Below are 23,461 nucleotides of genomic sequence, written 5' to 3'. Positions count from 1 at the left end.
TCCGGTCAGCTCGACCGTGCGCCGCCAGAGCGCTCAGAGCCGCTGCACACAGCAGGTTCCCAACGAACTTCCGCCACAACGGGCCGATGGTCAGAGACGCCGTCGGCCTGCGTCCAGATGGTGCAGGCTGTGGCGAAGGGCGCCAACGGCTGGCTGGCGAAGATGTAATCGATGCGAATCGGCCAATCGTCGGTGGGGTAGGTGGCGGCCCCAGGCTCGCCGAATTGGCGATAGAGGTCGACGTAGCCGGCTTTCTCCATAGCCTCAATCACCTGAGGGCCTTTGTCATCTCCGGCGAGATTTCCGCCTTCGTGCTGTGGCTGTCGGCGCAATACAGCCAGTTGCTCCGCAGGCCAATCCCAAGGGCTGATGGCGTTGAAATCCCCCATGACAATGTGCGGTCGGCTGCGGTCGCGCACCAGCCAGGTGCGCGCCACGCGGAGCTGCACCAGGCGCGCATTTTCATCGGTGTGATCGAGGTGCGTCACATAGACGGTGAAGGCGCGTCCTCCTGGGGTCAGGATGCGCGCTTCCAGCAAGCCTCGCTGCTCCTTGCCCTGGAGCACACCGGTCTTATCCTCCTCTTTTGGCGTCAGGTGATGAGCGGAGCTGGCAAGGATCGGCCAACGGCTCAACAACACATTGCCGTAGGCGTCGGCGGGCATATTTTTCTCGGCGGGCCAGCGCAGGCAGGGACCAAAGACAAAGTGCATCTTCAGACGGTCCGCCAGCGCCTCCAACGCCGGTCGGCTATCCCCTTCGACCACGCGCGGATAGAAGACCTCGTTCAGGCCGATAATGTCGGCGTCGATGGCGCGCAAGACATCGGTCAATGCATCGAGATTGGGCTTCCCCTCGGCTGTCCGCCAGCCGTGAATGTTATACGTGACGACTCGCATAGATAAATTGTATAATCAAGCCTTGTGCATCCATAATTCAATAAGAGTTGCACAGTGAGAAATTACGCATGTTGAACCTTGGAATCAATAGGGGCGGATTAAGCAAATAGTGAGCTTTCACCCCCTGGCCCCCTCTCCCAAGGGTGGGAGAGGGGGGAGAAGGCCCTCACCCCCCAACCCCCTCTCCCAAGGGTGGGAGAGGGGGAGGAAGCGTAGCTGCGAGCTGCGCTTACGGATGGGGCCTCAGCTTCATCGTAGGTGCGGCTCTCAGCCGCACGCTCTCGATGTTCCCACAAGGCCTTGGGGAATGTAAGGAAGCGCCGGTGGTGAGCCCTCACCCCCTGGCCCCCTCTCCCAAGGGTGGGAGAGGGGGGAGAAGGCCCTCACCCCCCAACCCCCTCTCCCAAGGGTGGGAGAGGGGGAGGAAGCGCAGCTGTGAGCTGCGCCTCTCTTGACTTTCACGAGAGAATCTACGAAGGATCGGCTTTTTATATTCGTGACTGTGTAGTGAAAAATTCATCAATCGCTCAAAGAGGTTCTTGTATGTCGTTGCCAACTCGCGAAGAAGCCTACGCTTTGCTCTGTGAATGGGTGCAATCGGAAAGTTTGCGCCGCCATATGTTGGCGGTCGAAGCCGCCTTACGCGCCTATGCGCGCCACTTCGGCGAGGATGAAGAGCTTTGGGGAATCACCGGCCTTCTGCATGACCTGGACTACGAGCGCTATCCCGACATGGACGATCCGGTCAACGGTCACCCGCGCGCGGCGCTGCGTCTCTTCCGCGAGCGCGGCTATCCGGTGGAGCTGATCCACGCCGTAGAAGCGCACGCCACCTTTCTCGGCGTCCCGCGCCAATCGTTGCTGGACAAAGCGTTGCTGGCGTGCGATGAATTGACCGGCCTGATCCTGGCGGCGGCGTATGTGCGGCCCGATCGAGACCTGCGCAACGTCGAGTTGAAGTCCATCAAGAAAAAATGGAAGGATAAAGCCTTCACCGCCGCTATCGACCGTCAGGAGAACATGCATTTCATCGAGGAGCTGGGCGTGCCCTTTGACGAGCATGTGCAGCGCGTGCTCACCGCCATGCAGGGCGTCGCCGAGGAGTTGGGCGTCGCCGGGGCGGGGAGTCCTTCACAGCCCGTCTCCGCAAGTTGAGCGATGGAAAGGCTCTCGCTTTTCTGCGCGTCCCGGCGTTTGGGTTTGCGTTGAGTCGATGTTCACAATCGCCGTCAGTGGCGCCGCTTCGGTGCACTGAATTGCACCCTGCACTGATCCATATAGGCCACCCACCAATCTTTGCAGGTGCGCGGGTCGAGGAAGCTGCCGGTGTCGCGCGTGGCGATCTTCACCGAGCCGCGGTCGGCGACGCCGACGATCTCGCCGTTGCGCAGGGCAGGGAGACGGCGTCGTCCGGCTGCATTCATCTGCCGATAGAGCGCCAGCAAATCCGGATGCACGGCGAAGTCCTCCAGATGAATCAGATAGCCGACGGCGGCGGTGTCCCGCCGCGTATAGGTGATGGTCAACCGACGCTCTTCCGCATACAACACCAGCGCCTTGAAATCGCCTGCATAAATCGGCGGGTTGCGGCGAGGAATGCTGATCGGCTCGTTGACGCCTGTTTCCATCTCGAGCAGCGTCACCGGGTACTCCTCGATCGGCGCGCCGCGACAGCCATCCGGCCCGCAGCCCCAGTCCCAGTCGTGCACTTTATAGAGGGCGCGGAAAGTGGGCAGTCGAGGTGGGTCAAACATGCCGTCGATCTGCGGCGCCTGCGCATCGACGTCGCCATCGTAGTTGACCAACCCTAGAAAGCCTGTGGTCGGGACATAGCCGCGCAGCGCCAGGTTGAGATCGCCGTGAATTTCGGCGGGTCGATCGGTGGGCGGCGGCTCAACCGGAACTGTTGCATAGGTGCGCGGGGGTTGCACCGGCGGCGGTGGAGGAGGCGTCAGTGTAGGCGGCGCTTCCTCAAAGGCGATTAAAGGTAGGAAAAGCGCCGTAGAAGGAGGGATGGTCTCGGCGACCGGTTCTGCTGTTTGAGCATACACAGAGCGCTGTGAAGCGATGGCGGCGGCGCCGATGATGCTTACAAACACCAGCCCCGCAAGCCATGCACAGCCGTTTCGCAATCGTTGCATTTCCTTCACCGATTTCTCAACCATTTCTCAATCCATTTCTCAGCTCATACGGAATGTTCGCCGCCATCTTCCGGGGAAGCTCTGAACTTTTGCAGTCAAAAAACAAGACGAAGAGACGATTCCATCGTCCGTCTTTTTCTGTAGCTTACTTTCTGTAACTGATTCCCTCAGGAGGATGATGCAGCATGGAGCCGCCGAGCCGGATCAACGCTGCGCCGATCTGCTGCAAGCAACTTTGGAGATCGCCGTTGATTTGCGCTGCGGAAAAATGTAGAAACTCCCAACGCTCGCCCAGAGAAAATGACCGCGACTCTTGCGTCGTCCATTCGTCGTCACAATTGACGCCCACATATCCTCCGCGGGCGCGCAACGTAATATCTACGGGTCGCTCGCCGACGATGCGATTCTTTAAGGGGCGCAGGTTGTGTTCGCGCAGCGCCGACCACAGTTGCTCGAAAGGACTCTCGTTCTGAAACAAATCTTTTACGTCAGTGGCTGTGAGCAGTCTCGCCATCGTCGTATGGATAAACGTCACCCTGCGAAAATTGGTTGCAGGCACGGGGCGCTCCAGTCGCTGAAGCGGGCCGATGTCGATACGGTAGTAATACTCCTCGGCGCGCGGATGATCCAGTTCATCCGGCAACAATTCACATCGCCTCATCAAGCGATAGCGTCGCGTGGCGGCGATGAACGAAATCGTCTGCGCTTCAGGCTGATCTCGAAATGCTCCCGTCTGATAAAATGCAAGAAAATCGGCGCCGATGCGACGCGGCGCTCGGCGCTGGGGGATGCGATACCAGCCTTCGTTTTGCGCGCGAGCAAAATCCAGGGCATTGTTCAGAACGACCACCAATACGGTGCGCCTTTGCGCTGTGACATCAAAATAAGAGAACATCTCTCGACCTTTCTTGAGATGCGACTGTACCATAGAAGGCGGGCGCGCTTCATCGGAATTTTGTAGGGAGACATCGGCCATGATCATCTATCCCGTTCGTCGCTCATTGACCCCCTTCATGTGGTTCGTTGCGCTGTTGGTTGGACTGTATGCGGCGACTCTTCTGGCCTTTTGGTGGCTGGGACAGCCGACGCCATTTGACCTGCGGCTTTTAGCGATGGTGTTGGGCGGTGCAATCGGGCTGATCGGCGCCGGCGGGTTTTTCGCTTATCGTCTTGGGTGGGTTCAGCGCATCCCTCGCCCCGGCGGGGCCATGTTCGCCGGCTTTCTTCTCGCCGCGCTCCTTCCGCTGCCATTCCTCTGGACGGCGGCGCAGATGTTGTTTATCGAGGCCTATGATGCGCTGGTGGCGATGATTTTGATGTTTTTTGCTGCGGGCGCCGTGATCGCCCTTGGCTTTCTGCAAACCGCCCTCTTTGCCGAAAAGCTTGACGCCTTGACCGCAGCGATCGAGCATCTGCGCATGGGGCGTTATCACGTGCGCGCCGAGATCGACGATGACGGGGAATTGGCGCGCCTTGCCGATGCGCTTGCTGCGCTGGCCGCCAAACTGGAAAGCACCGATCGCAAGGAGCGTCAACTGGAGCGCCTGCGCCGCAACCTGACCGCCTGGATCGGGTACGATCTGCGCGTGCCCTTGGTCGCAGCGCGCTCCAGCCTGGAAAATGTCGTCGAAGGCCTGACCTCAGACCCAGAGGTGTCCAGACGATATTTGCAAATGGCCTGGCGCAACCTCAACGCCCTTTCCGATCTCATCGACGACCTCTATGATATGGCGCAGGTGGATGTCGGTGGGATTCACCTGGAGCGTGCAGACGCCAGTATATGCACTCTGGTGGAAGCCACGTTCGCCGAACTCTCTCCGATGGCTGCACAGAAAGGCGTGACGCTCTCCTATCGCTGCGATCCAAATACGCCTCCTCTTTCGATCGATATGCGTCAAATCGGTCGCGTGCTCAACAATCTGGTGAGCGACGCCATCCAGCGCACGCCCAAAGGCGGCAGCGTCAAACTGAACATCCACCCTTCCAGACACAGCGTCCTCGTCGAGATCACCGATATGGCGAATGGAAACCCTTCGGAAGATTTGGCGACCCTCTTCAAATTGCTGTTCAGTGAAGACGATGCGCGCAATCAGCCCCAGGAAACGCCGAGGCTCCGACTGGCTCTGGCGGATGCGATCGTGCGCGCTCACGGCAGCCAGATTCATCCTCAACGCCTGGGCGATCAGGGGCTGCGGCTCGTCTTTGCGCTGGCCCGCGCCGACGCCGTCAATCCACTGATACGCGGCATGTAAATCCTCTACTTTTGTGCTTCATTTTGCTACAATTTTGTGCGTCATCTGTCCGATCTGTGCCCACGCCGTCGGGTCGTATGATGGTCGCAAAATCTCCTCTCTCCGTTGATTGAAGCATATCTCGAAATAAATCCATATTGAGCACTGTTGAACGAACAGACCGCCACTCCAGCTAGAAAGGTGACGCTGCATGTTGGCATGGCTCAGGGCGGGCATTCGCCGATTGCCCTTGGCGCTTCCTTTGCGACCTGTCGGACGACTTTTCTGGATAGCAGTCGGGATCGGTTTGGTGTGGAGTGGGGTCTGGAGCGCCCACCATGCAGGTGCGCGCGCTCAAAGCATCCTATGCACCGTCTGTATCAGCCAGGTTTACGGCGGCGGAGGCAACAACAGCGCGCCGTATAACGCCGATTTTATCGAATTATTTAATGCCACGGCAAACCAGATTGCATTAGACGGCTGGGTTGTTGAATACGCGGCGGCGAACTCCTCTACGTGGCAATCGATCAATCTCAACGGGAAGACCATCGCTCCATACGCCTACCTGTTGATTCAGTTAAGAGCGGGTGAGAACGGGCAGCCTCTTCCAACGCCGGATTTGTTCGGCTCCATCGACATGGGGCGCGAGCAAGGGAAAGTGCGAGTGCGCCTGGGAGGGACAATCATCGATCTGGTGGGATACGGCAACGCCGGTGAATATGAGGGACAGGCTGCGCCCAAAGCCTCGAACACCGAAAGCGTGCAACGTTTGGGTGGGGGCTGCATCGACACCAACCACAATGCCAATGATTTTCAAGTCGCGTTTCCGGCGCCCCGCAATGCCAGCTCACCGCCTAACGTGTGTGTCCTGACGCCCCCTACAGAAACCTCGACGCCCACCCCCTCGCTGACGCCTACAGAGACGCTTACGCCTACGCCGACTCCCACCCCTACTGACACGCTGACGCCGCCGTCCACCGATACGCCCACGCCGACTCCTACCGATACGCCCACGCCGACTCCCACCGATACGCCCACGCCGACTCCTACCGATACGCCCACGCCGACTCCTACCGATACGCCCACGCTGACTCCCACCGACACGCCTACACTGCCGTCCACCGACACGCCTACACCGACTCCCACCGACACGCCGACACCGACTCCCACCGATACGCCGACGCCGACTCCCACCGATACGCCGACGCCGACTCCCACCGATACGCCGACGCCGACGATGACGGCGCCGTGGGTGTTGCCGACGGCGACGCCGCAGCCTGTGCGGGTGCGTTTGAGCGAGGTGATGGTGGATCCGAAGGCTGTGGAGGACGCCGTCGGGGAGTACATCGAGGTGGTGAACGCCGACGAGGTGGCAGTGAACCTGGCGGGCTGGCGGTTGACGGACGGGGCGGGTCGCAGCCACGTGATTGCGTCGGAGCTGGTGTTGGGGCCTGGGGAGCATGCGGTGTTGACGCGCGGGAGTGCGGAGGCGTTGGCGGGGTACGTGCGTTCGGACTATCAGTACGGTGCGGTGCAGCTGTCCAACAGTGCGGGGGCGGTGACGCTGCATGGGCCGGGCGGGGCCGTGGTGGACGTCTTTGCGTGGGGGGAGGCGGTGGGGCGCCGCGTGGTGGCGGGAGCGAGCTTTGAGCGCGTCTCGCCGGAGAGCGGGGAGTGGGTGGTGGCGAGCCAGCGCTGGAGCGACGTCCACACCGACAAAGGCAGCCCAGGGAAAGCGACGGCCGCCGGAACGCCTGCGCCTGCGCCGACCGAGACGCCGTCAGCGCTTCCGGAGACATGGCCTCCTCTTGGGAGCGCCAGCGCGCTCCAGATCGATGAGGTTTATTTTGCGGGCGGCGATCAGGAGTATATTGCTTTGACGAACCTCGGTGCAGAAACGATCTCGTTGCGTGGATGGATGATCGGCGATGCAGAGACGCCGGGGGACAACGAAGGCGTCTATCGCCTGCCCGAGGACGCGGAGCTGCCTGCAGGCGCCGTTTACGTGATTGCGCGCAATGCATCCGTTTTTCGAGAGATGTTCGGGCGCTCGCCGGATGCGGCATGGGAGAAACAAGAGGGCGATGTTCCACTGCTCCAACGTGATCGGCGGCTCGGACGCGGCGCAATGGCGCTCAACGATGGCGGGGACGAGGTTGTGCTGCTTGCCCCTTCTGGCCTGTTGGCGGATGCAGTCGCTTATAAGAATGGAGCTTACGCCTCGCTTTCGTTGACAGGGTTACTGACGGCTGGCGCCGGACAATCGTTGCAGCGCGTTCCCGGCGTCGATTTTGTCGCCGCCGCTGACCTGCGCCATCGATTTATGGCCGGGTCGCCGCGCCCCTTTGAGTCGCTCCGGCCTCTCCCTGCGCCAACAAAAGAGATTGTGCGACTTGATGAAACGCATCAGGCGCTTTGGGGTTCGACGGGCGCTGCAAGCAATTTTTCAGCGGGTTTCTCCTCTCCTCCGCATTATCTGCTGATGCAGGCGGCTGCGCAAGGGCTGGACTTCCTCGCCATCGCCGATGAAACGCCGACCTATCCCGTGTTGTTGCCCTCGGAGGTCATTTTTATTCCGGCATGGCGTTGGAAGGCCGAAAAGGAAGAGATCGTCATCTATAATGATGCGCCGCCGTCGGACCGTTCACGCCCCGGCGTCGAAGACTATCTCCGCCAGCTGAATGCTCCCTGGCAAGTGATCGCCGGCATCGGGAATTTCAGTCCGGCCCCCCTGGTCGCTTCCGCCCCCAGCACTCCTCCTTCGGATATGAAAGATTGGTTTGCAAGCTGGCGGAACAATCGCGCCCCTTCCCTGCCAGGAGGCAACAGCCTCCCCGGTTCAGCAGACGTCTCGCAACTGCGCCCACGCTACACCGGCCTTGCCGTGCGCAGCGTCGATGCGCATGGCGTGCGCGAGGCGCTGCAAGCGCGACGCGGCTGGGTGACGACGTCGCCCGGTTTATGGCTGACCATGCAGGCGGAAACAATGGATGGTCAGCGCATCTGGATGGGGAATTGGTTGGCTGTGGCCAACCAGGTGACGCTGCATATTGCCTATGGCGACCGCAGCGGAGAGGCCGCGGGGCTGGCGCTCTGGCAGGACGGCAAGCTGATTCACCAGCTCGACCGACCCGCGCCGGACGGCAGGTGGACGCTGACGATACCCGCGCTTCCCGGCTCCATCTTGACGGCGGTTGCAACGCAGTTTGATGGCGACTTCGCCGTGACGGCTCCTCTATTCGTCGAGCAGAATGAAACGGGTGACCTGCTGATCAATGAGGTGCTGCCGGCCCCGCGCAACGACTACAACGGCGACGGGGTCGTGGACAGCAACGACGAGTACATCGAACTATACAATCCCGGCCGCGCGCCGATTCCGCTCGAGGGTTGGGTGTTGACGAACGGCGACGAGGACGCCTCTGCTCAGCGCATGAAATTCGGCAAAGGGCGTTATCTCGGCGGCGGAGAGCGCCTGCTTTTGCTGCGCAAGGCGCACCGCCTGAGTTTGCGCAATGACGGCGGCGTCATCCGGCTGCTTGACCCGCAGGGCGTCGAGCGCGATCGCATCGAATGGGACGCAACGCTGATCCGCGGGCGCAGCGTCTCGCGCATCCCGGATGGAGGTCCGTGGGTCTGGAACGCTGATGCAACGCCGGGAGGGGCCAACGCCAACACCGGTGTCGATGATTTTGCCCCGTGGCCAACTCTCCCGCCGCCGCCGCAACCTTCAGCGCCATCCAAAGCCCGACCTCCTGTCAATCCTGCTGCGGAGGCGACGGCGGGCCAGGCGGGCGGCCCGCCCGGTTCGATTGCGCAGGCGAAGCTGATGGGACTGGGCGCCTGGGTGGAATTTCGCGCCGTCGTGGTGGCGCCGCCGGGGCTCTTCAACAGCAACATTTATGTGGCCGACCTGGCGGGGGATGGCGTCACTGCTGGCATCGGCATCAACGTCTATCTGCGACGGGGCGAGTATCCCCCGTTGGAAGCAGGCGATTGGGTTTTGTTGAGGGGGCGGTTGGCCTCCTTCCGTGGAGAGACCGAGTTGATCCTCGACACTCCCGAGCAGGTCTGGCGCATCCAAAGCGGCGTCGCGCCGAAGCCGTTGACGGTGCGCGTCAATGAGATCGGCGAATCGCTGGAAGGTCGCCTCGTCACGTTCCGGGGCGTCGTCACCCGCTGGCAGGGCGACAGCATCTATCTGGGCGATCCGGATGACGCGGATGCAGAGCCTGTGCGCGTGACGGTGCGCAGCTCTCTGGGATGGAAGCGCCCCTACGTGAAGCTGGGCGAAGTGTGGGAGGTCACAGGCTTAGTCAGTCAGTTCGCCCGCGCAGCGCCATGGAACGGTGGCTACCGCATCCTGGTGCGCTGGCCGAGCGATCTGGTGAAGATAACAGGTCAGAGATAGCATCCATTTTTGAAGCTAGCCGACAATCCGCTCCCGTTTTTCCCCGATACCCCACTCATTGACCACCCTGTGGCTTTGTTCCCATCGGCCTTTCTGGCATACACTTGGAAAAAGCGGGCGCGCCAAACCAATCCAGCGTCTGAATGGGACGCGTCCGCCTATAGGATCAAAGTCAGGCGAACGTTGAGATTGTGTGGATTCAATATGGGAAACAATCGCTTTGCTCTTGCTTTTTTGCTGGCTTTGGGCGTGTTGCTGGCGGCGTGCAACAATGCCCCTCAGCCAACTCTTCAGGAAACCCCTCTCCCGGCGGAGCCGGCGCCGGTGAACATGATGGTCACGGCGGCGCATCCCCCTGCTCTGGATATGAACTTATTGACCGCCGACGGCGTGACGTTTCAGTGCGACGCCTCAGGGCCGGAGGCGCTTCACTGCCAGACCGCCGACGGCGTCACGGTGTGCTTTGGAAAACGCGTCGGCGATGCTTCGCAGCCCGAGACTTTGCACTGCCAGACGGCGCAACCTCCTCATCGCATTGAAGCAAAGGTCAATGCTTCGATTTTTGCTCGCTGGTCGATGCGTTTGCCGCCGGAGACGCTGAAGCTCAGCGGTCGCGAAGTGCTGGCCCTCTCCTTGCGCGTGGAGGGAACCTTGAGGCCCAACTTGTATTTTGTGGAAGCGGATGGGCGGCGCATCTTGCAGCGTTTGCCTGCGCTGCCGCTCGCAGAAGCGGGAACCGGCTCGACGACCTTCTATTTCCCGTTGAACGAAGTCCGTGATGACGAATTCCGTCCGTTGAACGTCGCCGCTTTGCAAGAGTTGCAGCTTGTCTTTGAGTGGGCGGACATGGAGGGCGCGCTTGAGATTGAGGATGTCCGCCTGCTGAGCACATGGCGCGAAATCGTGGCGCGGCCGACGCAGACGCCGCCGATCGAAGCGCCGAGCGGCTTCCTTGTAGAGCCAATTGCCGCCGAAGTATTCTCTATCACCCAATTTCAGGTCGTTGCCAAGGATACGCTCCTCGTCAGCCAGCAAAACGGCCGCATTTGGACATATCACGATCGCAACGGCGACGGCTTCTATGAGGAGCGCCAGCTCTATGCATCGGGCTTCGAGGAAGTCGTCGGATTGTTGTACGATCCGATCGACGGCGCTGTCTGGGTGGGCGGACGCGGCAATCTCTGGCGCACGATGGATGGAGACGGCGATGGCGTCGCCGATCAATTTGAGCTGCGCCTCGAAGGATTGCCCTGGGGGCGCCATCAAAACAACGGATTGATCTGGAATCCGGTCCCCGATCCGTTCACCGGAGAGCCGCCGTACACCTGGATTTACTTTGGATTAGGCTCCACCGGTGATCTGGAAACGGGCGGCGACCTCAATGCAACGATCCTGCGCCTCCATCGCGATGGTCAGGGTCAGGACGCCTTGGAGGTGGTCGCACGCGGCGTGCGCAACGCCTATGGTTTGCTGTGGGCGCCTGTCCCGTATCAAGGCTCGATTCTTTGGAGCCTTTTCGCCGGAGAAAATGGACCGGACTTCAACTCGGCCCCAGACGAGGTGAACCATATCCGCTGGGGACTGCACTATGGGTTCCCCGAGCAGTTCGGCATGGTCGACCCTCCAGAGCAGGAGGGACAGCCCTACAGCAGCCCCGTGCTGGAAGTCACTGCGCATGCAAGCGCCAACAGCCTTGCGTACATTACCAACCCGGACTGGCCCGAAGAATATCGCACGCTGTATGTCTCGCTCTTTGGGTCGGTCTTTAGCGCCGAACCGGTTCAACCGGCCGTTGAGCGGATTCTTCTGACCCCCATTCATGGGCCGGACGGGGTGACTTTCCGTGGAGAGGCTTCGCTGTTCCTCGACAACCTGAGTCGCCCCTTGCCCCTGGCCACGGATTCCAATGGCGATCTGTTGGTCGGCGATTACGGTTCAGGAATCATCTATCGAGTGCGCTATGTTGGAGCGCCTTGAACGATTGCGGGCGCTATCTGTGTTGTCTGTGTACACAGATTGACATGCCATTTGCCGCGTGCTACACTGCACATCACCATCAATCACGAACATGCGTTGATGGAGACGAGTAACCGTTGAAACGTTCTCAGCGAGTCCGGGATGGTGGAAGCCGGATGAACCCTTCGACGGTGAAAATCCCTCCGGAGCAGCGACCCGAACGGATGAGCTAGTAGGCGTCGCCGGTGACGTGAACCGTTATCTTCACGGCGGACTCGATGAGGGTTGAAGCAACTCGCTCATCGGCTCTGCACTGAGGCGCCTGTTCCATGGAACAGGAACCGGGGTGGTACCGCGGACTCTACAGCCCGTCCCCGTTGGAGGGAACGGGCTGTTTTTTTGGAATGATTGCGATGAGGTGATAGACGCCATGGAACCGAAATTTAAAGAAGTCAAACCGAGCGTCAACTATCCAGAGATGGAGGAGAAGATTCTGCAGCTCTGGCGGGAGCGAGATGTCTTTCAGCGCAGCATGCGCGAGCGCGAAGGGGGGCCGGAGTACGTCTTCTATGAAGGCCCGCCGACCGCCAACGGCCGACCCGGCATTCATCACGTGCTGGCGCGCGCGTTTAAGGACATTTTCCCCCGGTACAAAACCATGCAGGGATACTACGTCCTGCGCCGCGGCGGATGGGACACGCATGGCCTGCCGGTCGAGATTGAAGTCGAGAAAAAGCTCGGTCTGACCGGCAAAAGGCAGATTGAGGAATATGGCATCGACCGCTTCAATGCCCTTTGCCGCGAATCGACGATGGAATACATCGCCGACTGGGAGCAGCTCACCGAGCGCATGGCGTTTTGGGTCGACCTGAAAACCGCCTATGTGACCTTTCACAACGAGTATATCGAGTCGCTTTGGTGGATTCTCAAGCAATTTTGGGAGAGAGGCTTGCTCTTCCAGGGCTACAAGATTGTGCCCTATTGCCCGCGCTGCGGCACCCCGCTCAGCAGCCATGAGCTTTCCTTGGGGTACAAAGAAGGCACGATCGACCCCAGCGTCTACGTCAAGTTCCGCGTGCGTCATGGCGAGGGGCGCTCCTTCGTACAGAGCGGCCGATCGCCGGAAGAGGTGGAATACCTCCTCGCCTGGACGACGACGCCGTGGACGTTGCCGGGCAATGTGGCGCTGGCCGTCGGCGCCGACATCGACTACGTGCGCGTGCGCGACGTCAGTGGAGACATCCTTACGCTGGCGGCGGATCTGGCCGAGCGCGTCCTGCAGCCAGGCTATGAAGTGCTCGACCGCATGAAGGGGAGCGACCTGGCCGGCATCCACTACGAGCCGCTCTATCGCTTCTATCCCGTCGAGCAGGACTATTGCTACGTCGTCACGGGCGACTTCGTCAGCACCGAAGAAGGCACCGGCATCGTGCATATTGCGCCGGCCTTCGGCGCCGACGACATGGAGGTCGGCAAAAAGTACAACCTGCCGATCCTCCTCACCATCGACAGCGCAGGCGCATTTCGCCCCGAGGTGAAGCCATGGGCGGGCATGTTTGTCAAGGACGCCGACCCGCTCATCCAGCAAGATTTGGCCAACCGCGGCCTGCTCTACAAGGCGGGCGCCTATGAGCACACCTACCCCTTCTGTTGGCGGTGCGACTCGCCGCTGCTCTACGTGGCGCGCGAAACCTGGTACATCCGCACCAGCGCCTATCGAGACCGGCTGGTGGCCAACAACGAGCTGATCAGCTGGTATCCAGAGCACATCAAGCACGGACGCTTCGGCAACTGGCTGGAGAACAACGTGGACTGGGCGCTCGGTCGCGAACGGTACTGGGCCACGCCGATCCCCATCTGGAAGAGCGACGCGCCCGGCAGCACCTACATGGAATGCATCGGCTCGATCGCCGAGCTGGAGGAGAAGGTGGGGCGCAAGCTGGAAAACCTCGATCTGCACCGCCCCTACGTGGACGAGCTGACCTGGCCGGCGCCTGACGGCGGCGTGATGCGGCGCATCAAGGAAGTCTGCGACGTCTGGTTCGACTCCGGCTCCATGCCGGTGGCGCAGTGGCATTATCCCTTCGAGAACCAGGAAATCTGGGAGCGCCAGAAGCAGGCCGACTACATCTGTGAAGCGATCGACCAGACGCGCGGCTGGTTCTACACGCTGCACGCCGTGAGCACGCTGCTCTTCGACCGCCCGGCCTTTAAGAACGTGATTTGCCTGGGGCATATCCTCGCCGAAGACGGCAGCAAGATGAGCAAGAGCCGCGGCAACGTCGTCAACCCGTGGGACGTCTTCAACCTGCACGGCGCCGACGCCACGCGCTGGTATATGTACACCGCCAGCCCGCCCGGCAACAGCCGCCGCTTCTCCATCAACCTGGTCGGCGAGACGGTGCGAAGGTTCCTGAACACACTGTGGAACACCTATTCGTTCTTCGTGACCTACGCCAATCTCAGCGATTGGAGAGCAACGCCTGCCGCATCCTCAGCCTCTTCATCCCCATCCCCCCATCTCCTGGATCGCTGGGTGCTCTCCGAGCTGCATCGGCTCGTCCGCGACGTCACCGAGGCGTATGAGAACTACGACGTGCTCGGCGCCACGCGGCCGGTCGCCGACTTCGTCGAGAGCCTGAGCAACTGGTACGTGCGCCTCAGTCGACGCCGCTTCTGGGACGGCGACCCGCACGCGCTGCAGACGCTTTACGACGTGCTGGTGACGCTGGCGCATCTCCTGGCGCCGGCCACGCCTTTCATTGCAGAGGAAATCTATCAGAACCTCGTCGTCAACGTCGCATCGAACGAAGCGCAAAAAGCGGCGTCGCCGAACGTTCCGCCGCCGGACTCCGTCCATCTCTCGCGCTGGCCGCAGGTCAATCAGGCGTTGATTGACGAGCAGTTGAGCGCAGACATGGCGTTGGTGCAGCGCGTGACCAGCCTCGGTCACGCCGCCCGGCAGAACGCCAACCTGAAGGTGCGCCAGCCGCTGGCGCAGGTCGTCGTGCGCACGCGCAACCCGGCGGAAGAGGCGGCCCTGCGTCGGCTCCAGCAGCTTGTGCTCGACGAACTGAACGTCAAGGCCATGAGCTTCACCCACGCCAGCAGCGACCTGGTGGACGTGACGGTCTTCCCCTATCCGAAGCAGCTTGGCCAGAAATACGGCAAAGGCTATCCCAAGATTCGACAGGCGATGGCTGCAATGGACCAGGCCGAGCTGGCTGCGCGTTTCCAGGCCGGCGAGACGGTGGAAATTGAGGTCGACGGCGAACGCTACGCCGTCGCGCCGGAGGACGTCGAAGTGCGCGTGACCCCGCGCGCCGGCTTCAGCGTGGCGCAGGACGCCGGCTATCTGGTGGCGGTCACCACCGAACTGGACCAGGCGCTGATCCAGGAGGGGCACGCCCGCGAGCTGGTGCGGCGCATTCAGCAGCTGCGCAAAGACGCCGGGCTGGAGATCAGCGACCGCATCGTCACCTACATCGGCGATTCGGAGATCATGCACGACGTGTTGGCGCATTTCGGCGGCTACGTGCGCGAGGAGACGCTCAGCGTGGAGCTGGTGCAGCTTCACGCCGCGCAGGGGGACGCCGTCCCGGCGCACTTGCCGCAGACGAGCTTTGAGCTGGATGGCAAGACTATCACCATCGCCATTGCGAAGAAAGCATAGGCGGAGCAGAGCCGAAGCGCGTTGGCGTTGTTTCGGTTCTGACCGACTTTCTGTACAATAAAAGGCATGGTCGAACGCGAGGCAACGCCTGTCCAAAACCCGCTGAGCGAACGGGAGATGGAGGTGGCGCGGCTGTTGGCGACCGGCGCCAGCAACGCAGAGATTGCGCGGGAGCTGGTGATCAGCCCCCACACCGTCAAGGTGCATCTGCGCAACATCTTCGAGAAGCTCCAGGTGAACAGCCGCACCGAGGCGACGATGTTGCTGGTGCAGCGCGGCTGGCTCATTGTGCCCGGCGCTGTGGTGGAGCCGGTGGAGGCGGAAAAAACGTCGCCTCCACCGCCTGAACCGCCTCCCCTCGACGATCTGCCCGCCTACGTTGCGCCCTGGCAGCGCGCCTATTTGGTCGCCGCCCTGTCCCTCTGCCTCTTGCTCTTTATCGCTCCGTTCGCAGGCGCATGGATGGCCGAGACGCCCGATCTGCTCACCAACGCCAAAGCGTCGGCGACGGCTCCCCCTTCGCTGCAGCTGGATTCGCGCTGGCAAGCGCGAGCGCCGTTGCGCTTCCCGCTAGGACGTCACGCCATGGTGAACCTGCGCGGGGTGCAGTTTGTCCTGGGCGGAGAAACGAACGGAGGCGCAACGTTGGACTCCGTCTCCTACTATGACCCTGGAGTCGGCGCATGGGTTTCGGCGACGCCCCTGCCGACGCCGCTGGCCAACCTCGCCGCCGCCGTCCATGGAGAACGCATCTATGCAGCAGGGGGCAGCCATTTTCAACCCGACGGAACGGCCGCGCTTTCCGATCGCCTCTTTGCCTTCGACGCTGCTTCGGGACGCTGGGAGGAAGTCGCTCGACTCCCCTATCCGGTGGCCGGGGCCGCGCTGGTCGCCGACGACGGCGCACTCTATCTGCTCGGCGGCTGGGACGGCCAGACGATGCGCGATGAGATCTGGCGTTTCCCACTCCAGGCTGGAGAAGACAACGGCTGGGAGCAGGTCGGTCATCTGACCAAGGCGCGCGCGTTCCTGGGGGCTGCGCTCATCCAGGGGGACATTTACGTGGGCGGCGGCTATGACGGCGCACACGAACTCGACCTGCTGGAGCGTTTCACTCCTGCCACCGGCGAACTCCACGAGCTGGCGCCGATGGCGACCCCGCGCGGCGGACTGGCGCTGGTGTACGACGGCGTGGCGCTCTATGCATTGGGAGGCGGTTGGACACGGACGCTGGTCAATCTGGAGCGCTATGATCTGGTCACCAACGCCTGGAGCAACTTCCTATCGCCGATCGAAGGAGAGTGGCGCCATCTCGCCGCGGTCGGCGACAACGGCCAGATCGTGATCACTGGCGGCTGGGCCGGCGACTACCTTGACAGCCAGCTCCAGTATCAAAGCTCCTTCCGCGCGCTGCTGCCTGTCATCACCAGCGATTGAGCCTGCAGGAGGGTCCATCATGACGAGCGTTTTCCTATCGTGGCGCTGGTGGGTGATCGCAGCGCTCCTCCTGGCAGGCTGCAGGCCGGTTGCGCCGCCCCCTCCAGCCGTTGCAACGCCAGATGCGACGGTGACCATCGACGTCATCGCCTTTGGCTCCTGCGCCCGACAGACCAAACCACAGCCGATCTGGGACGCCGTGCTGGCGACTGCACCCGACCTCTTTGTCTTTCTGGGCGACAACGTTTACGGCGACACGACCGATATGGCCGAGCTGCGCCGCGCCTATGCATTGCTCGCTGCGCAGCCCGGCTTTCAACGCCTGCGCGCAACAACGCCCGTCGTCGCCACCTGGGACGACCATGACTATGGCCTCAACGACGTCGGCGGCGACTATCCCGCCAAATACGGCTCCAGGGAGGTTTTCCTCGATTTCTGGGGCGAACCGCCCGACAGCGAACGGCGGCTGCGCAACGGTGGAATTTACACTGCCTACGCATTCGGCCCGGAGGAGCGGCGGGTGCAGGTGATCCTGCTCGACACGCGCTGGGATCGCTCGCCGCTCGCACGGGTCAGCGACGAAGAACACCGGCGCAGAAGGGCGCACAACATCGGCCCCTATACGGCCAATCTCGACCCCGATGCGCGGCTGCTCGGGGAGGATCAGTGGGCGTGGCTGGAGGCGCAGCTTCGTCAACCGGCGACCGTGCGCATCATCGCCACCAGCATTCCCTTCGCACAGGAGGGAACCGGCTGGGAGATTTGGGCCAACTTTCCGGCGGAGCGCGCTCGACTGTTGCGGCTGCTGGCGGAGACCCGCGCCAACGGCGTCCTCTTCATCACCGGCGATACGCACCGCGCGCAATTTTCTCGCCTCGATGCAGGCGCGCCGTATCCGCTGTGGGAGGTCAATTCCAGCGGACTCACGGAAAATGTGGACCCAGATCGGGTGGCGCCGGACGTCAACCGCTACGGGGATTATTTCGTCGGCGACAATTTTGGGCTGATCACAATCGATTGGTCCGTCGAGGATCCGACGATCGCCTTGGAAATCCGCGCTGTGGAAAATCGCCCCGTGCTGCGCCACGTTCTGCGTTTGAGCGAGCTGCAGCCTTGACGCTGAGCAAGTTCATGCGCACAATTCATGCACCTTTCATCATGGCGTACAACGGATGGCCGACCGCCTGTCCGCCGTCGATGAGAAAAGTGGCGCCGGTGGTGAAGCTCGACGCCGGCGAGGCCAGATAGAGCGCAATCCCTGCAATTTCCTCCGGCTCGGCCATGCGACGCTGCGGAACGCCCGCCAGCACAGCCTCGTTGATCGCCGGGTTGGACCAGAGCGCAGCGCTGAACTTGGTTTTGACAAAGCCCGGCGCGATGGCGTTGACCTGAATGTTGAGCGGCGCCAGCTCGGCGGCCAGCGCCTCGGTCAGCATGATCACGCCCGCCTTGGTGACGCAGTAGACCCCCATGCCCGGCTGGGGAATTTTGCCCGCAATGGAGGCCACGTTGATGATCTTGCCGCCCCCACGCGCCTGCATATGCGGGACGCACGCTTTCACCATGCGCCAATATCCCTTGACGTTGACGTCGAAGGTCTTGTCCCAGTGGCTTTCCTCCGCCGTCAACACCGGCCCGAAGTGCGGGTTGGTGGCTGCATTGTTGACGAGGATGTCGACGCCGCCATAGCGCTCTACGGCGCCCTTCACCAACGCCTCGACCGCCGTTGCGTCGCCGGTGTGTGCGGCGATCGCGGTGACTTCGCCGCCGGCGGCGCGCAGCCGGGCCGCAGCGGCGTCCACATTCTCCTGTTTGCGGCTGGAGATGACCACGCTGGCGCCCGCGCCCGCCAGCGCCGCAGCGATGGCCTCGCCGATGCCGCGCGAGGCGCCGGTGACGATGGCGACTTTCCCGGTGAGATCAAATGTGGCAGCCATGCACGCCTCCTCTTTTGCCCTCTCTTCAATGTAGGTTTTTTGAGCATCCAAGACATTTGTAGCTTCGGCCTTGGGGTCGGACGCCTACAGTCGCACTGGAGGCGTGACCTACAGGAACGGCCGCGCTACAACAGCAGCGGAATCTCGGTGTAATTCGGCGGGACGAAGAGGCTGCCTTCGGTCACGCCCTGCGGCGCAATGCGCTCCAATCGCTTGCGCAGCGCCGCTCCGTTCAGCTTGCCGTCCAGCGCTGCGCGGAACGCCTCGGCGACCTCATAGACCTGGGCGCCGCTTTCGTGCACAAACTCCAGTCGATAGTGCTGAATGCCAACTGCTCGCCATGCATCGAGGTGCAGGCTGGCGTCCTGCGCCTCGGCGCCGAAGACGGTGTTGCGACAGCCGACGTCGGCCATGACCGGGTGGCGGCGTCCGGCGCCGTCCTGTAAGGCGACCTTGTGTTTTTCGCATGGATGGCCGCAATCTTTATAGCTGGTTCCCGTCGAGAGGAAACGGCAGAAGACGCAGTGCTCGGTGTGAAAGACCGGCAGGTGCTGATAGGCGATCGCTTCGATAAGGGCCGGGCCGACGCGCCGGGCCAGCTCCGCCACCTGAGCGGCGTTGAGGTCATGCGTCGGCGTCAGACGCGTCAGCCCCAGCGCCAGCAACGTGCGCGCCGAAAGTTCGTTGGCGGCGTTGAGGCTGAAGTCTCCGATCAGTTCCGGCGCGGCCGGCGCCGTGCGCAGGGCATAGAGCAGGCCGCTCGAGCGCACCAGGATGGGACAGCCCAGGCGCAGAAGAAAATTCACGATGCGCTGCTCGTTGGGTTTCAGGACGCGCGGGCTGGCGACGCGCACATCGACGCCGGCGGCCTGCACTTTTTCCACCGACGTGCGCAGCCCATAAAGCTCCAGATAGTCGAGCGTAATGCTGCTCGGTCGCACGGCCAGGGCGGCGTCGAGCTGTTCGGGCGTGCGCACCAGCAGATGCAGGGCGATCTGCTCTTGCCTGGAGGAAGTTCGATGGATCGGGAGATGAACGGTCGATTGCTGATTGGCCTCCGCCACCCGCCGCAGCGCATCGAGCGGATCATGCACGACGGCATGGCGGCGACGTTGGCGCTCCTGAAGTTGCGCCACAGCCTCGCGGCGCAGGTGGTTGAGCAGGGAGGCGGGCGCAAAGGGACGGCCGCTGACGTCCAGCGTAAGTTCGGCAAGCTCGTAGGGCGTGCCGCCCAGGCGTCCGAGCTGCTCGCGCAAGAGAGGGGCGTCGAGCGCGCGCTGGGTGGCGGTCTCCAACGGTTCGTCTGACCAGAGCGTGACCTGCACCTGAGGATCCTCCGCCAACGTCCACTCAAGCACGAGCGGCGCGCCCTCCGCCGCGATCGCATGCACCTTGACCGGCTGACGACGCACCGGCGCTTTCGCCTCCACATAAGGACGCACCAGCCGATCCAGGTCGGGATCGTGGGTGCGCCAGAGCAGATCGCCCGGTCGAATGCGCGAAAAATCGATGGCTCCGTTGCCGAAGGTCAGTTCGACCAGCCCATTGCGCCGAGGAAGGACATGATAGATGCGGCCGCCTTCCTCCGGCTCCTCCGGGCTGCGCCAGTCGGCGGCGTCGAAGACGACGCCGTCCCCGGGTTTGAGGGGCGCAACGGCGGCCACTTCCGGCTCCACCGCAACCCACACTCGATCCGCCAGCACGCGCACGACGCGCCCCATCAACACGCCGCGATGGCGCGGGGTGCGTCCTCTCACGACGGCTTGATGATTCACTCCGGCGATGAAATAGGGCCCCAGGCCGCGCGAATAGACCTGCTCCAGTTGCAGCTCCTCGCGACGCGTCAGGCTCAGCGGCAAGCCGGCCCACGCCTCATCCACGGCTTTGCGATAGGCTGCGGTGGCGAGCGCCACATAGTCGGCGTCTTTGTAGCGTCCTTCGATCTTCAGCGCATGAACGCCGATTTGGAGAATCTCCGGAATTTGGCGCAGGGCGTACAGGTCGCCGGGCGAGAGCAAATAGCGCGCGTCGCCTAGCGGCTTCGGTGCGTCATCCACGATCAGTTCATAGGGGAGGCGGCACGCCTGCGCGCACTGGCCGCGATTGGCGCTGCGTCCGCCCCACGCCTCCGAGGAGAAGCATTGCCCGGAATAGGAGACGCACAGCGCGCCGTGGACGAAGAGTTCGAGCTCGCAGTCGGTGGCGCGGCGGATGGCGCGCACCTCCTCCAGCGAAAGCTCGCGCGCCAGCACCACGCGCGAGACGCCGAACTGCTGGGCCAGCGCCACGCCTTCGGCGCTGGTGATGCTCATCTGCGTGCTGCCGTGCACGGCGACGTCGGGGGCGATGGCGCGCACCAGCCGGGCGACACCGATGTCCTGCACGATCAAGGCGTCGGCGCCCGCTTCGACAATCGCTGCGATTGCCCGCGCTGCGGTTTCCATTTCATGGTCGAAAACGAGCGTGTTGAAGGTGACGTACCCCTTGACGCCGCGGCGGTGCAACGCATCCATGACTTCCGGCAGCTCTTCAAGCGCAAAGCCGACCTTGGCGCGCGCCGTGAAGTGGCGCAAGCCAAAGTAGACTGCGTCGGCGCCCGCCTCAACGGCGGCGTGCAATTGGGGCCAGTAGCCGGCCGGACTCATGATCTCCGGCTTCACAGGAAATGTCATTTCGCTCATGCCATGCAGTGTATCAGGAGCATGCTTGTTCCGAAAACTTTGGGAGATGCATCGTCAATTAGAAACGCCTGGAAATGCAAACACCGCTCATTCAGCGGTGTTTGCATTTTTTTATTCTTTTTTGTTTTCATCACAGATGCATCTTTGCAACTGTGCGGGAGAAAAATTATCTGGCGTGACCGCCGTGATAGGTCTGGCGTAGAGACGTCGGCTGGTAATGCGCCTTCAAGCGCGCGCCGACGCTTTCCAGCCACTCGCCCAGGCGAAAGAGCATGCGGCTCATCACGCCCGGTTCCTCGAGCTGGCGGCGTTTCGCCATCAATTCCATCTCCGCTTTGCGAACACGCTCTTCGTATTCGCTGCGAGCCAATTGAACAATAAAGTAATCCATCATAATCCTATACTCCTTTCGATGATGGAGAACGATTTTGCAGTTTGGCAGGTTCCAACTTGCCGCTTTGACTTGCTCGTCGTTCCCATCGATTTGTTGTGAGTTGTGCAAGCGGTCAGGAGTGTTGAGGCTCGACAAGCAAGCTCAAAAAAACTGACATTTGCACAACCCTTTAAGGTATCGGCGCAGAGCGCCAACACCATCACAATATTCTACACCATGGGAGGCGATCTGCATGTGAGAGAATTCACAATGTGATCATGTGAAAAAGTGCAAAACTCCGCCGAGGAAATAGACGGATCGCCGCCGATTTGGTACACTTTGCAACGCATTTTCTTGAATTGTGCAATTCAAAAAGGCTGAATTGTTCCTCGCAATGGCTTGTTTCTTTTGAATCAAATGCCTGCACGACCCAAAAGGAGAAGAACTCATGGCTTACCAGAAAATTGTCGTCCCCAGTCACGGCGAAAAAATCACCCTTGTGGATGGCAAGCTCCATGTGCCCGACAACCCGATCGTCGCCTTTATCGAAGGCGACGGCACGGGCGTCGACATCTGGGCGGCGAGCCAGCCGGTGCTCGACGCCGCGGTGGAAAAAGCTTACGGCGGCAAGCGCAAGATCGCCTGGATGGAAGTCTACGCCGGCGAGAAGGCCAATGAGGTCTACGGCGAGCCGATCTGGCTGCCGCAGGAGACGCTCGACGCCATCGACGAGTACATCGTCGCCATCAAAGGCCCGCTGACCACCCCCGTCGGCGGCGGCATCCGCAGCATCAATGTGGCGCTGCGCCAACGGCTCGACCTCTACGCCTGCGTGCGACCGGTTCAGTACTTCACGGGCGTGCCCAGTCCGGTCAAGCACCCGGAGCTGGTCAACATGGTCATCTTCCGCGAGAACACGGAGGACATCTACGCAGGCGTCGAGTGGGAAGCTTACTCCGAGGGCGCCCGCAAGGTGATCGAATTCCTGCAGAACGAGATGGGCGTCACCAAGATACGCTTCCCCAAGAGCAGTGGCATTGGCATTAAACCCATCAGCGAGGAGGGCACCAGCCGATTGGTGCGCGCCGCCATCCAGTACGCCATCGACAACAAGCGCAAGAGCGTGACCCTGGTGCACAAGGGCAACATCATGAAGTTCACCGAGGGCGCCTTCATGCAGTGGGGGTACAAGGTGGCGCGCGAGGAGTTCGACGCCGAGCCGCTCGACGGCGGCCCGTGGCATCGCCTGCCCAACGGCATCATTATCAAGGACGTCATCGCCGACGCTTTCCTCCAGCAGATTTTGACCCGTCCGGCCGAGTACGATGTGATCGCCACCATGAACCTCAACGGCGACTACATCAGCGATGCGCTGGCGGCGCAGGTGGGCGGCATCGGCATTGCGCCGGGCGCCAACATCAACTACGTCACCGGTCGCGCCGTCTTTGAGGCGACGCACGGCACGGCGCCCAAATACGCCGGGCTGGACAAAGTCAACCCCTCGTCCGTCATCCTCAGCGGCGAGATGATGTTGCGCCACATGGGCTGGACCGAAGCCGCCGACCTCATCATCCAGGCCATGGAGCGCACCTTCAGCCAAAAGATCGTCACCTACGATTTCGCCCGTCTGATGGAAGGCGCCACCGAAGTCAAATGCAGCGAGTTCGGCAAGGCGTTGATCGCCAACATGGGATGAGGCGCGTGCTGAGGCGGATAGGCTCCCGA

General features: G+C 61.9%; 14 protein-coding genes and 1 other annotated feature. Of the genes, 8 read left to right on the top strand and 6 right to left on the bottom strand.

All coding sequences use genetic code 11. The features are described 5' to 3' along the window. Positions 1 to 5 precede the first annotated feature (5 nt). Positions 6 to 899, bottom strand: coding sequence for an endonuclease/exonuclease/phosphatase family protein (locus Q0367_RS20705; protein ID WP_298984500.1), 894 nt, complete (start codon positions 897 to 899; stop codon positions 6 to 8). Between the two features lie 543 nt (positions 900 to 1,442). Between Q0367_RS20705 and Q0367_RS20700 the strand changes: the two genes are divergently transcribed. Beyond that, positions 1,443 to 2,054 (top strand): HD domain-containing protein, encoded by a 612-nt coding sequence (locus Q0367_RS20700; protein ID WP_297638681.1) that lies wholly within the window; start codon positions 1,443 to 1,445, stop codon positions 2,052 to 2,054. A gap of 74 nt (positions 2,055 to 2,128) precedes the next feature. On the opposite strand, the gene Q0367_RS20695 is transcribed toward Q0367_RS20700, so the two are convergent. Continuing rightward, positions 2,129 to 3,040 (bottom strand): hypothetical protein, encoded by a 912-nt coding sequence (locus Q0367_RS20695; RefSeq protein ID WP_297638689.1) that lies wholly within the window; start codon positions 3,038 to 3,040, stop codon positions 2,129 to 2,131. Positions 3,041 to 3,185: 145 nt separating this feature from the next. After that, on the bottom strand, positions 3,186 to 3,935 hold the full coding sequence (locus tag Q0367_RS20690) for a hypothetical protein (RefSeq protein WP_297638696.1): 750 nt from the start codon (positions 3,933 to 3,935) through the stop codon (positions 3,186 to 3,188). Between the two features lie 79 nt (positions 3,936 to 4,014). Here Q0367_RS20690 and Q0367_RS20685 point away from each other — a divergent pair, with 79 nt between their 5' ends. The 6 genes from Q0367_RS20685 (at position 4,015) to Q0367_RS20660 (ending at position 17,862) form a co-directional block, all read left to right on the top strand. Continuing rightward, positions 4,015 to 5,292, top strand: a complete 1,278-nt coding sequence (locus tag Q0367_RS20685; protein ID WP_297638699.1) for a sensor histidine kinase KdpD — start codon at positions 4,015 to 4,017, stop codon at positions 5,290 to 5,292. Positions 5,293 to 5,482: 190 nt separating this feature from the next. Continuing rightward, positions 5,483 to 9,679, top strand: a complete 4,197-nt coding sequence (locus Q0367_RS20680) for a lamin tail domain-containing protein (protein ID WP_298984496.1) — start codon at positions 5,483 to 5,485, stop codon at positions 9,677 to 9,679. 204 nt (positions 9,680 to 9,883) lie between these two features. Then, positions 9,884 to 11,656: a sorbosone dehydrogenase family protein gene (locus Q0367_RS20675; protein WP_297638705.1), complete on the top strand. Its 1,773-nt coding sequence runs from the start codon at positions 9,884 to 9,886 to the stop codon at positions 11,654 to 11,656. Between the two features lie 87 nt (positions 11,657 to 11,743). Then, positions 11,744 to 12,014, top strand: a binding site (T-box leader). A gap of 51 nt (positions 12,015 to 12,065) precedes the next feature. Further along, entirely contained in the window at positions 12,066 to 15,308 is a 3,243-nt protein-coding gene (gene ileS, locus Q0367_RS20670; RefSeq protein ID WP_298984494.1) for an isoleucine--tRNA ligase, read from the top strand. Positions 15,309 to 15,374: 66 nt separating this feature from the next. Next, complete coding sequence (locus Q0367_RS20665) at positions 15,375 to 16,745, top strand: helix-turn-helix domain-containing protein (protein WP_298984491.1); 1,371 nt, start codon at positions 15,375 to 15,377, stop codon at positions 16,743 to 16,745. Positions 16,746 to 16,764: 19 nt separating this feature from the next. Then, on the top strand, positions 16,765 to 17,862 hold the full coding sequence (locus Q0367_RS20660; RefSeq protein ID WP_297638714.1) for an alkaline phosphatase D family protein: 1,098 nt from the start codon (positions 16,765 to 16,767) through the stop codon (positions 17,860 to 17,862). A 25-nt stretch (positions 17,863 to 17,887) separates the two neighbouring features. Here the strand turns inward: Q0367_RS20660 and Q0367_RS20655 are convergent, their stop codons facing one another. The 3 genes from Q0367_RS20655 to Q0367_RS20645 all read right to left on the bottom strand — a co-directional run bounded on the left by Q0367_RS20655 (position 17,888) and on the right by Q0367_RS20645 (position 21,757). Next, on the bottom strand, positions 17,888 to 18,682 hold the full coding sequence (locus tag Q0367_RS20655) for a glucose 1-dehydrogenase (protein WP_297638717.1): 795 nt from the start codon (positions 18,680 to 18,682) through the stop codon (positions 17,888 to 17,890). Positions 18,683 to 18,807: 125 nt separating this feature from the next. Continuing rightward, a complete protein-coding gene (locus Q0367_RS20650) occupies positions 18,808 to 21,354 on the bottom strand; it encodes a U32 family peptidase (protein WP_297638720.1) in 2,547 nt (848 codons plus the stop codon). A 175-nt stretch (positions 21,355 to 21,529) separates the two neighbouring features. Next, on the bottom strand, positions 21,530 to 21,757 hold the full coding sequence (locus Q0367_RS20645; protein ID WP_297638724.1) for a hypothetical protein: 228 nt from the start codon (positions 21,755 to 21,757) through the stop codon (positions 21,530 to 21,532). Positions 21,758 to 22,184: 427 nt separating this feature from the next. Between Q0367_RS20645 and icd the strand changes: the two genes are divergently transcribed. Continuing rightward, positions 22,185 to 23,432, top strand: a complete 1,248-nt coding sequence (gene icd / locus Q0367_RS20640; protein WP_297638726.1) for an NADP-dependent isocitrate dehydrogenase — start codon at positions 22,185 to 22,187, stop codon at positions 23,430 to 23,432. The last annotated feature ends 29 nt before the right edge of the window (positions 23,433 to 23,461 follow it).

This window comes from uncultured Caldilinea sp. (assembly GCF_937128415.1).
Lineage (GTDB): Bacteria > Chloroflexota > Anaerolineae > Caldilineales > Caldilineaceae > Caldilinea.
Note: the sequence above shows the minus strand (reverse complement) of the source record. Positions and strands in the feature narration are given on the sequence as shown.

What these genes read in the sequence shown, in the direction of transcription:
- Q0367_RS20690 (WP_297638696.1), bottom strand. Translation starts at nt 3,935, where the DNA reads ATGTTCTCTTATTTTGATGTCACAGCGCAAAGGCGCACCGTATTGGTG.
- Q0367_RS20650 (WP_297638720.1), bottom strand. Translation starts at nt 21,354, where the DNA reads ATGACATTTCCTGTGAAGCCGGAGATCATGAGTCCGGCCGGCTACTGG.
- Q0367_RS20695 (WP_297638689.1), bottom strand. Translation starts at nt 3,040, where the DNA reads ATGCAACGATTGCGAAACGGCTGTGCATGGCTTGCGGGGCTGGTGTTT.
- ileS (WP_298984494.1), top strand. Translation starts at nt 12,066, where the DNA reads ATGGAACCGAAATTTAAAGAAGTCAAACCGAGCGTCAACTATCCAGAG.
- Q0367_RS20665 (WP_298984491.1), top strand. Translation starts at nt 15,375, where the DNA reads ATGGTCGAACGCGAGGCAACGCCTGTCCAAAACCCGCTGAGCGAACGG.
- icd (WP_297638726.1), top strand. Translation starts at nt 22,185, where the DNA reads ATGGCTTACCAGAAAATTGTCGTCCCCAGTCACGGCGAAAAAATCACC.
- Q0367_RS20680 (WP_298984496.1), top strand. Translation starts at nt 5,483, where the DNA reads ATGTTGGCATGGCTCAGGGCGGGCATTCGCCGATTGCCCTTGGCGCTT.
- Q0367_RS20675 (WP_297638705.1), top strand. Translation starts at nt 9,884, where the DNA reads ATGGGAAACAATCGCTTTGCTCTTGCTTTTTTGCTGGCTTTGGGCGTG.
- Q0367_RS20685 (WP_297638699.1), top strand. Translation starts at nt 4,015, where the DNA reads ATGATCATCTATCCCGTTCGTCGCTCATTGACCCCCTTCATGTGGTTC.
- Q0367_RS20645 (WP_297638724.1), bottom strand. Translation starts at nt 21,757, where the DNA reads ATGATGGATTACTTTATTGTTCAATTGGCTCGCAGCGAATACGAAGAG.
- Q0367_RS20660 (WP_297638714.1), top strand. Translation starts at nt 16,765, where the DNA reads ATGACGAGCGTTTTCCTATCGTGGCGCTGGTGGGTGATCGCAGCGCTC.
- Q0367_RS20655 (WP_297638717.1), bottom strand. Translation starts at nt 18,682, where the DNA reads ATGGCTGCCACATTTGATCTCACCGGGAAAGTCGCCATCGTCACCGGC.
- Q0367_RS20700 (WP_297638681.1), top strand. Translation starts at nt 1,443, where the DNA reads ATGTCGTTGCCAACTCGCGAAGAAGCCTACGCTTTGCTCTGTGAATGG.
- Q0367_RS20705 (WP_298984500.1), bottom strand. Translation starts at nt 899, where the DNA reads ATGCGAGTCGTCACGTATAACATTCACGGCTGGCGGACAGCCGAGGGG.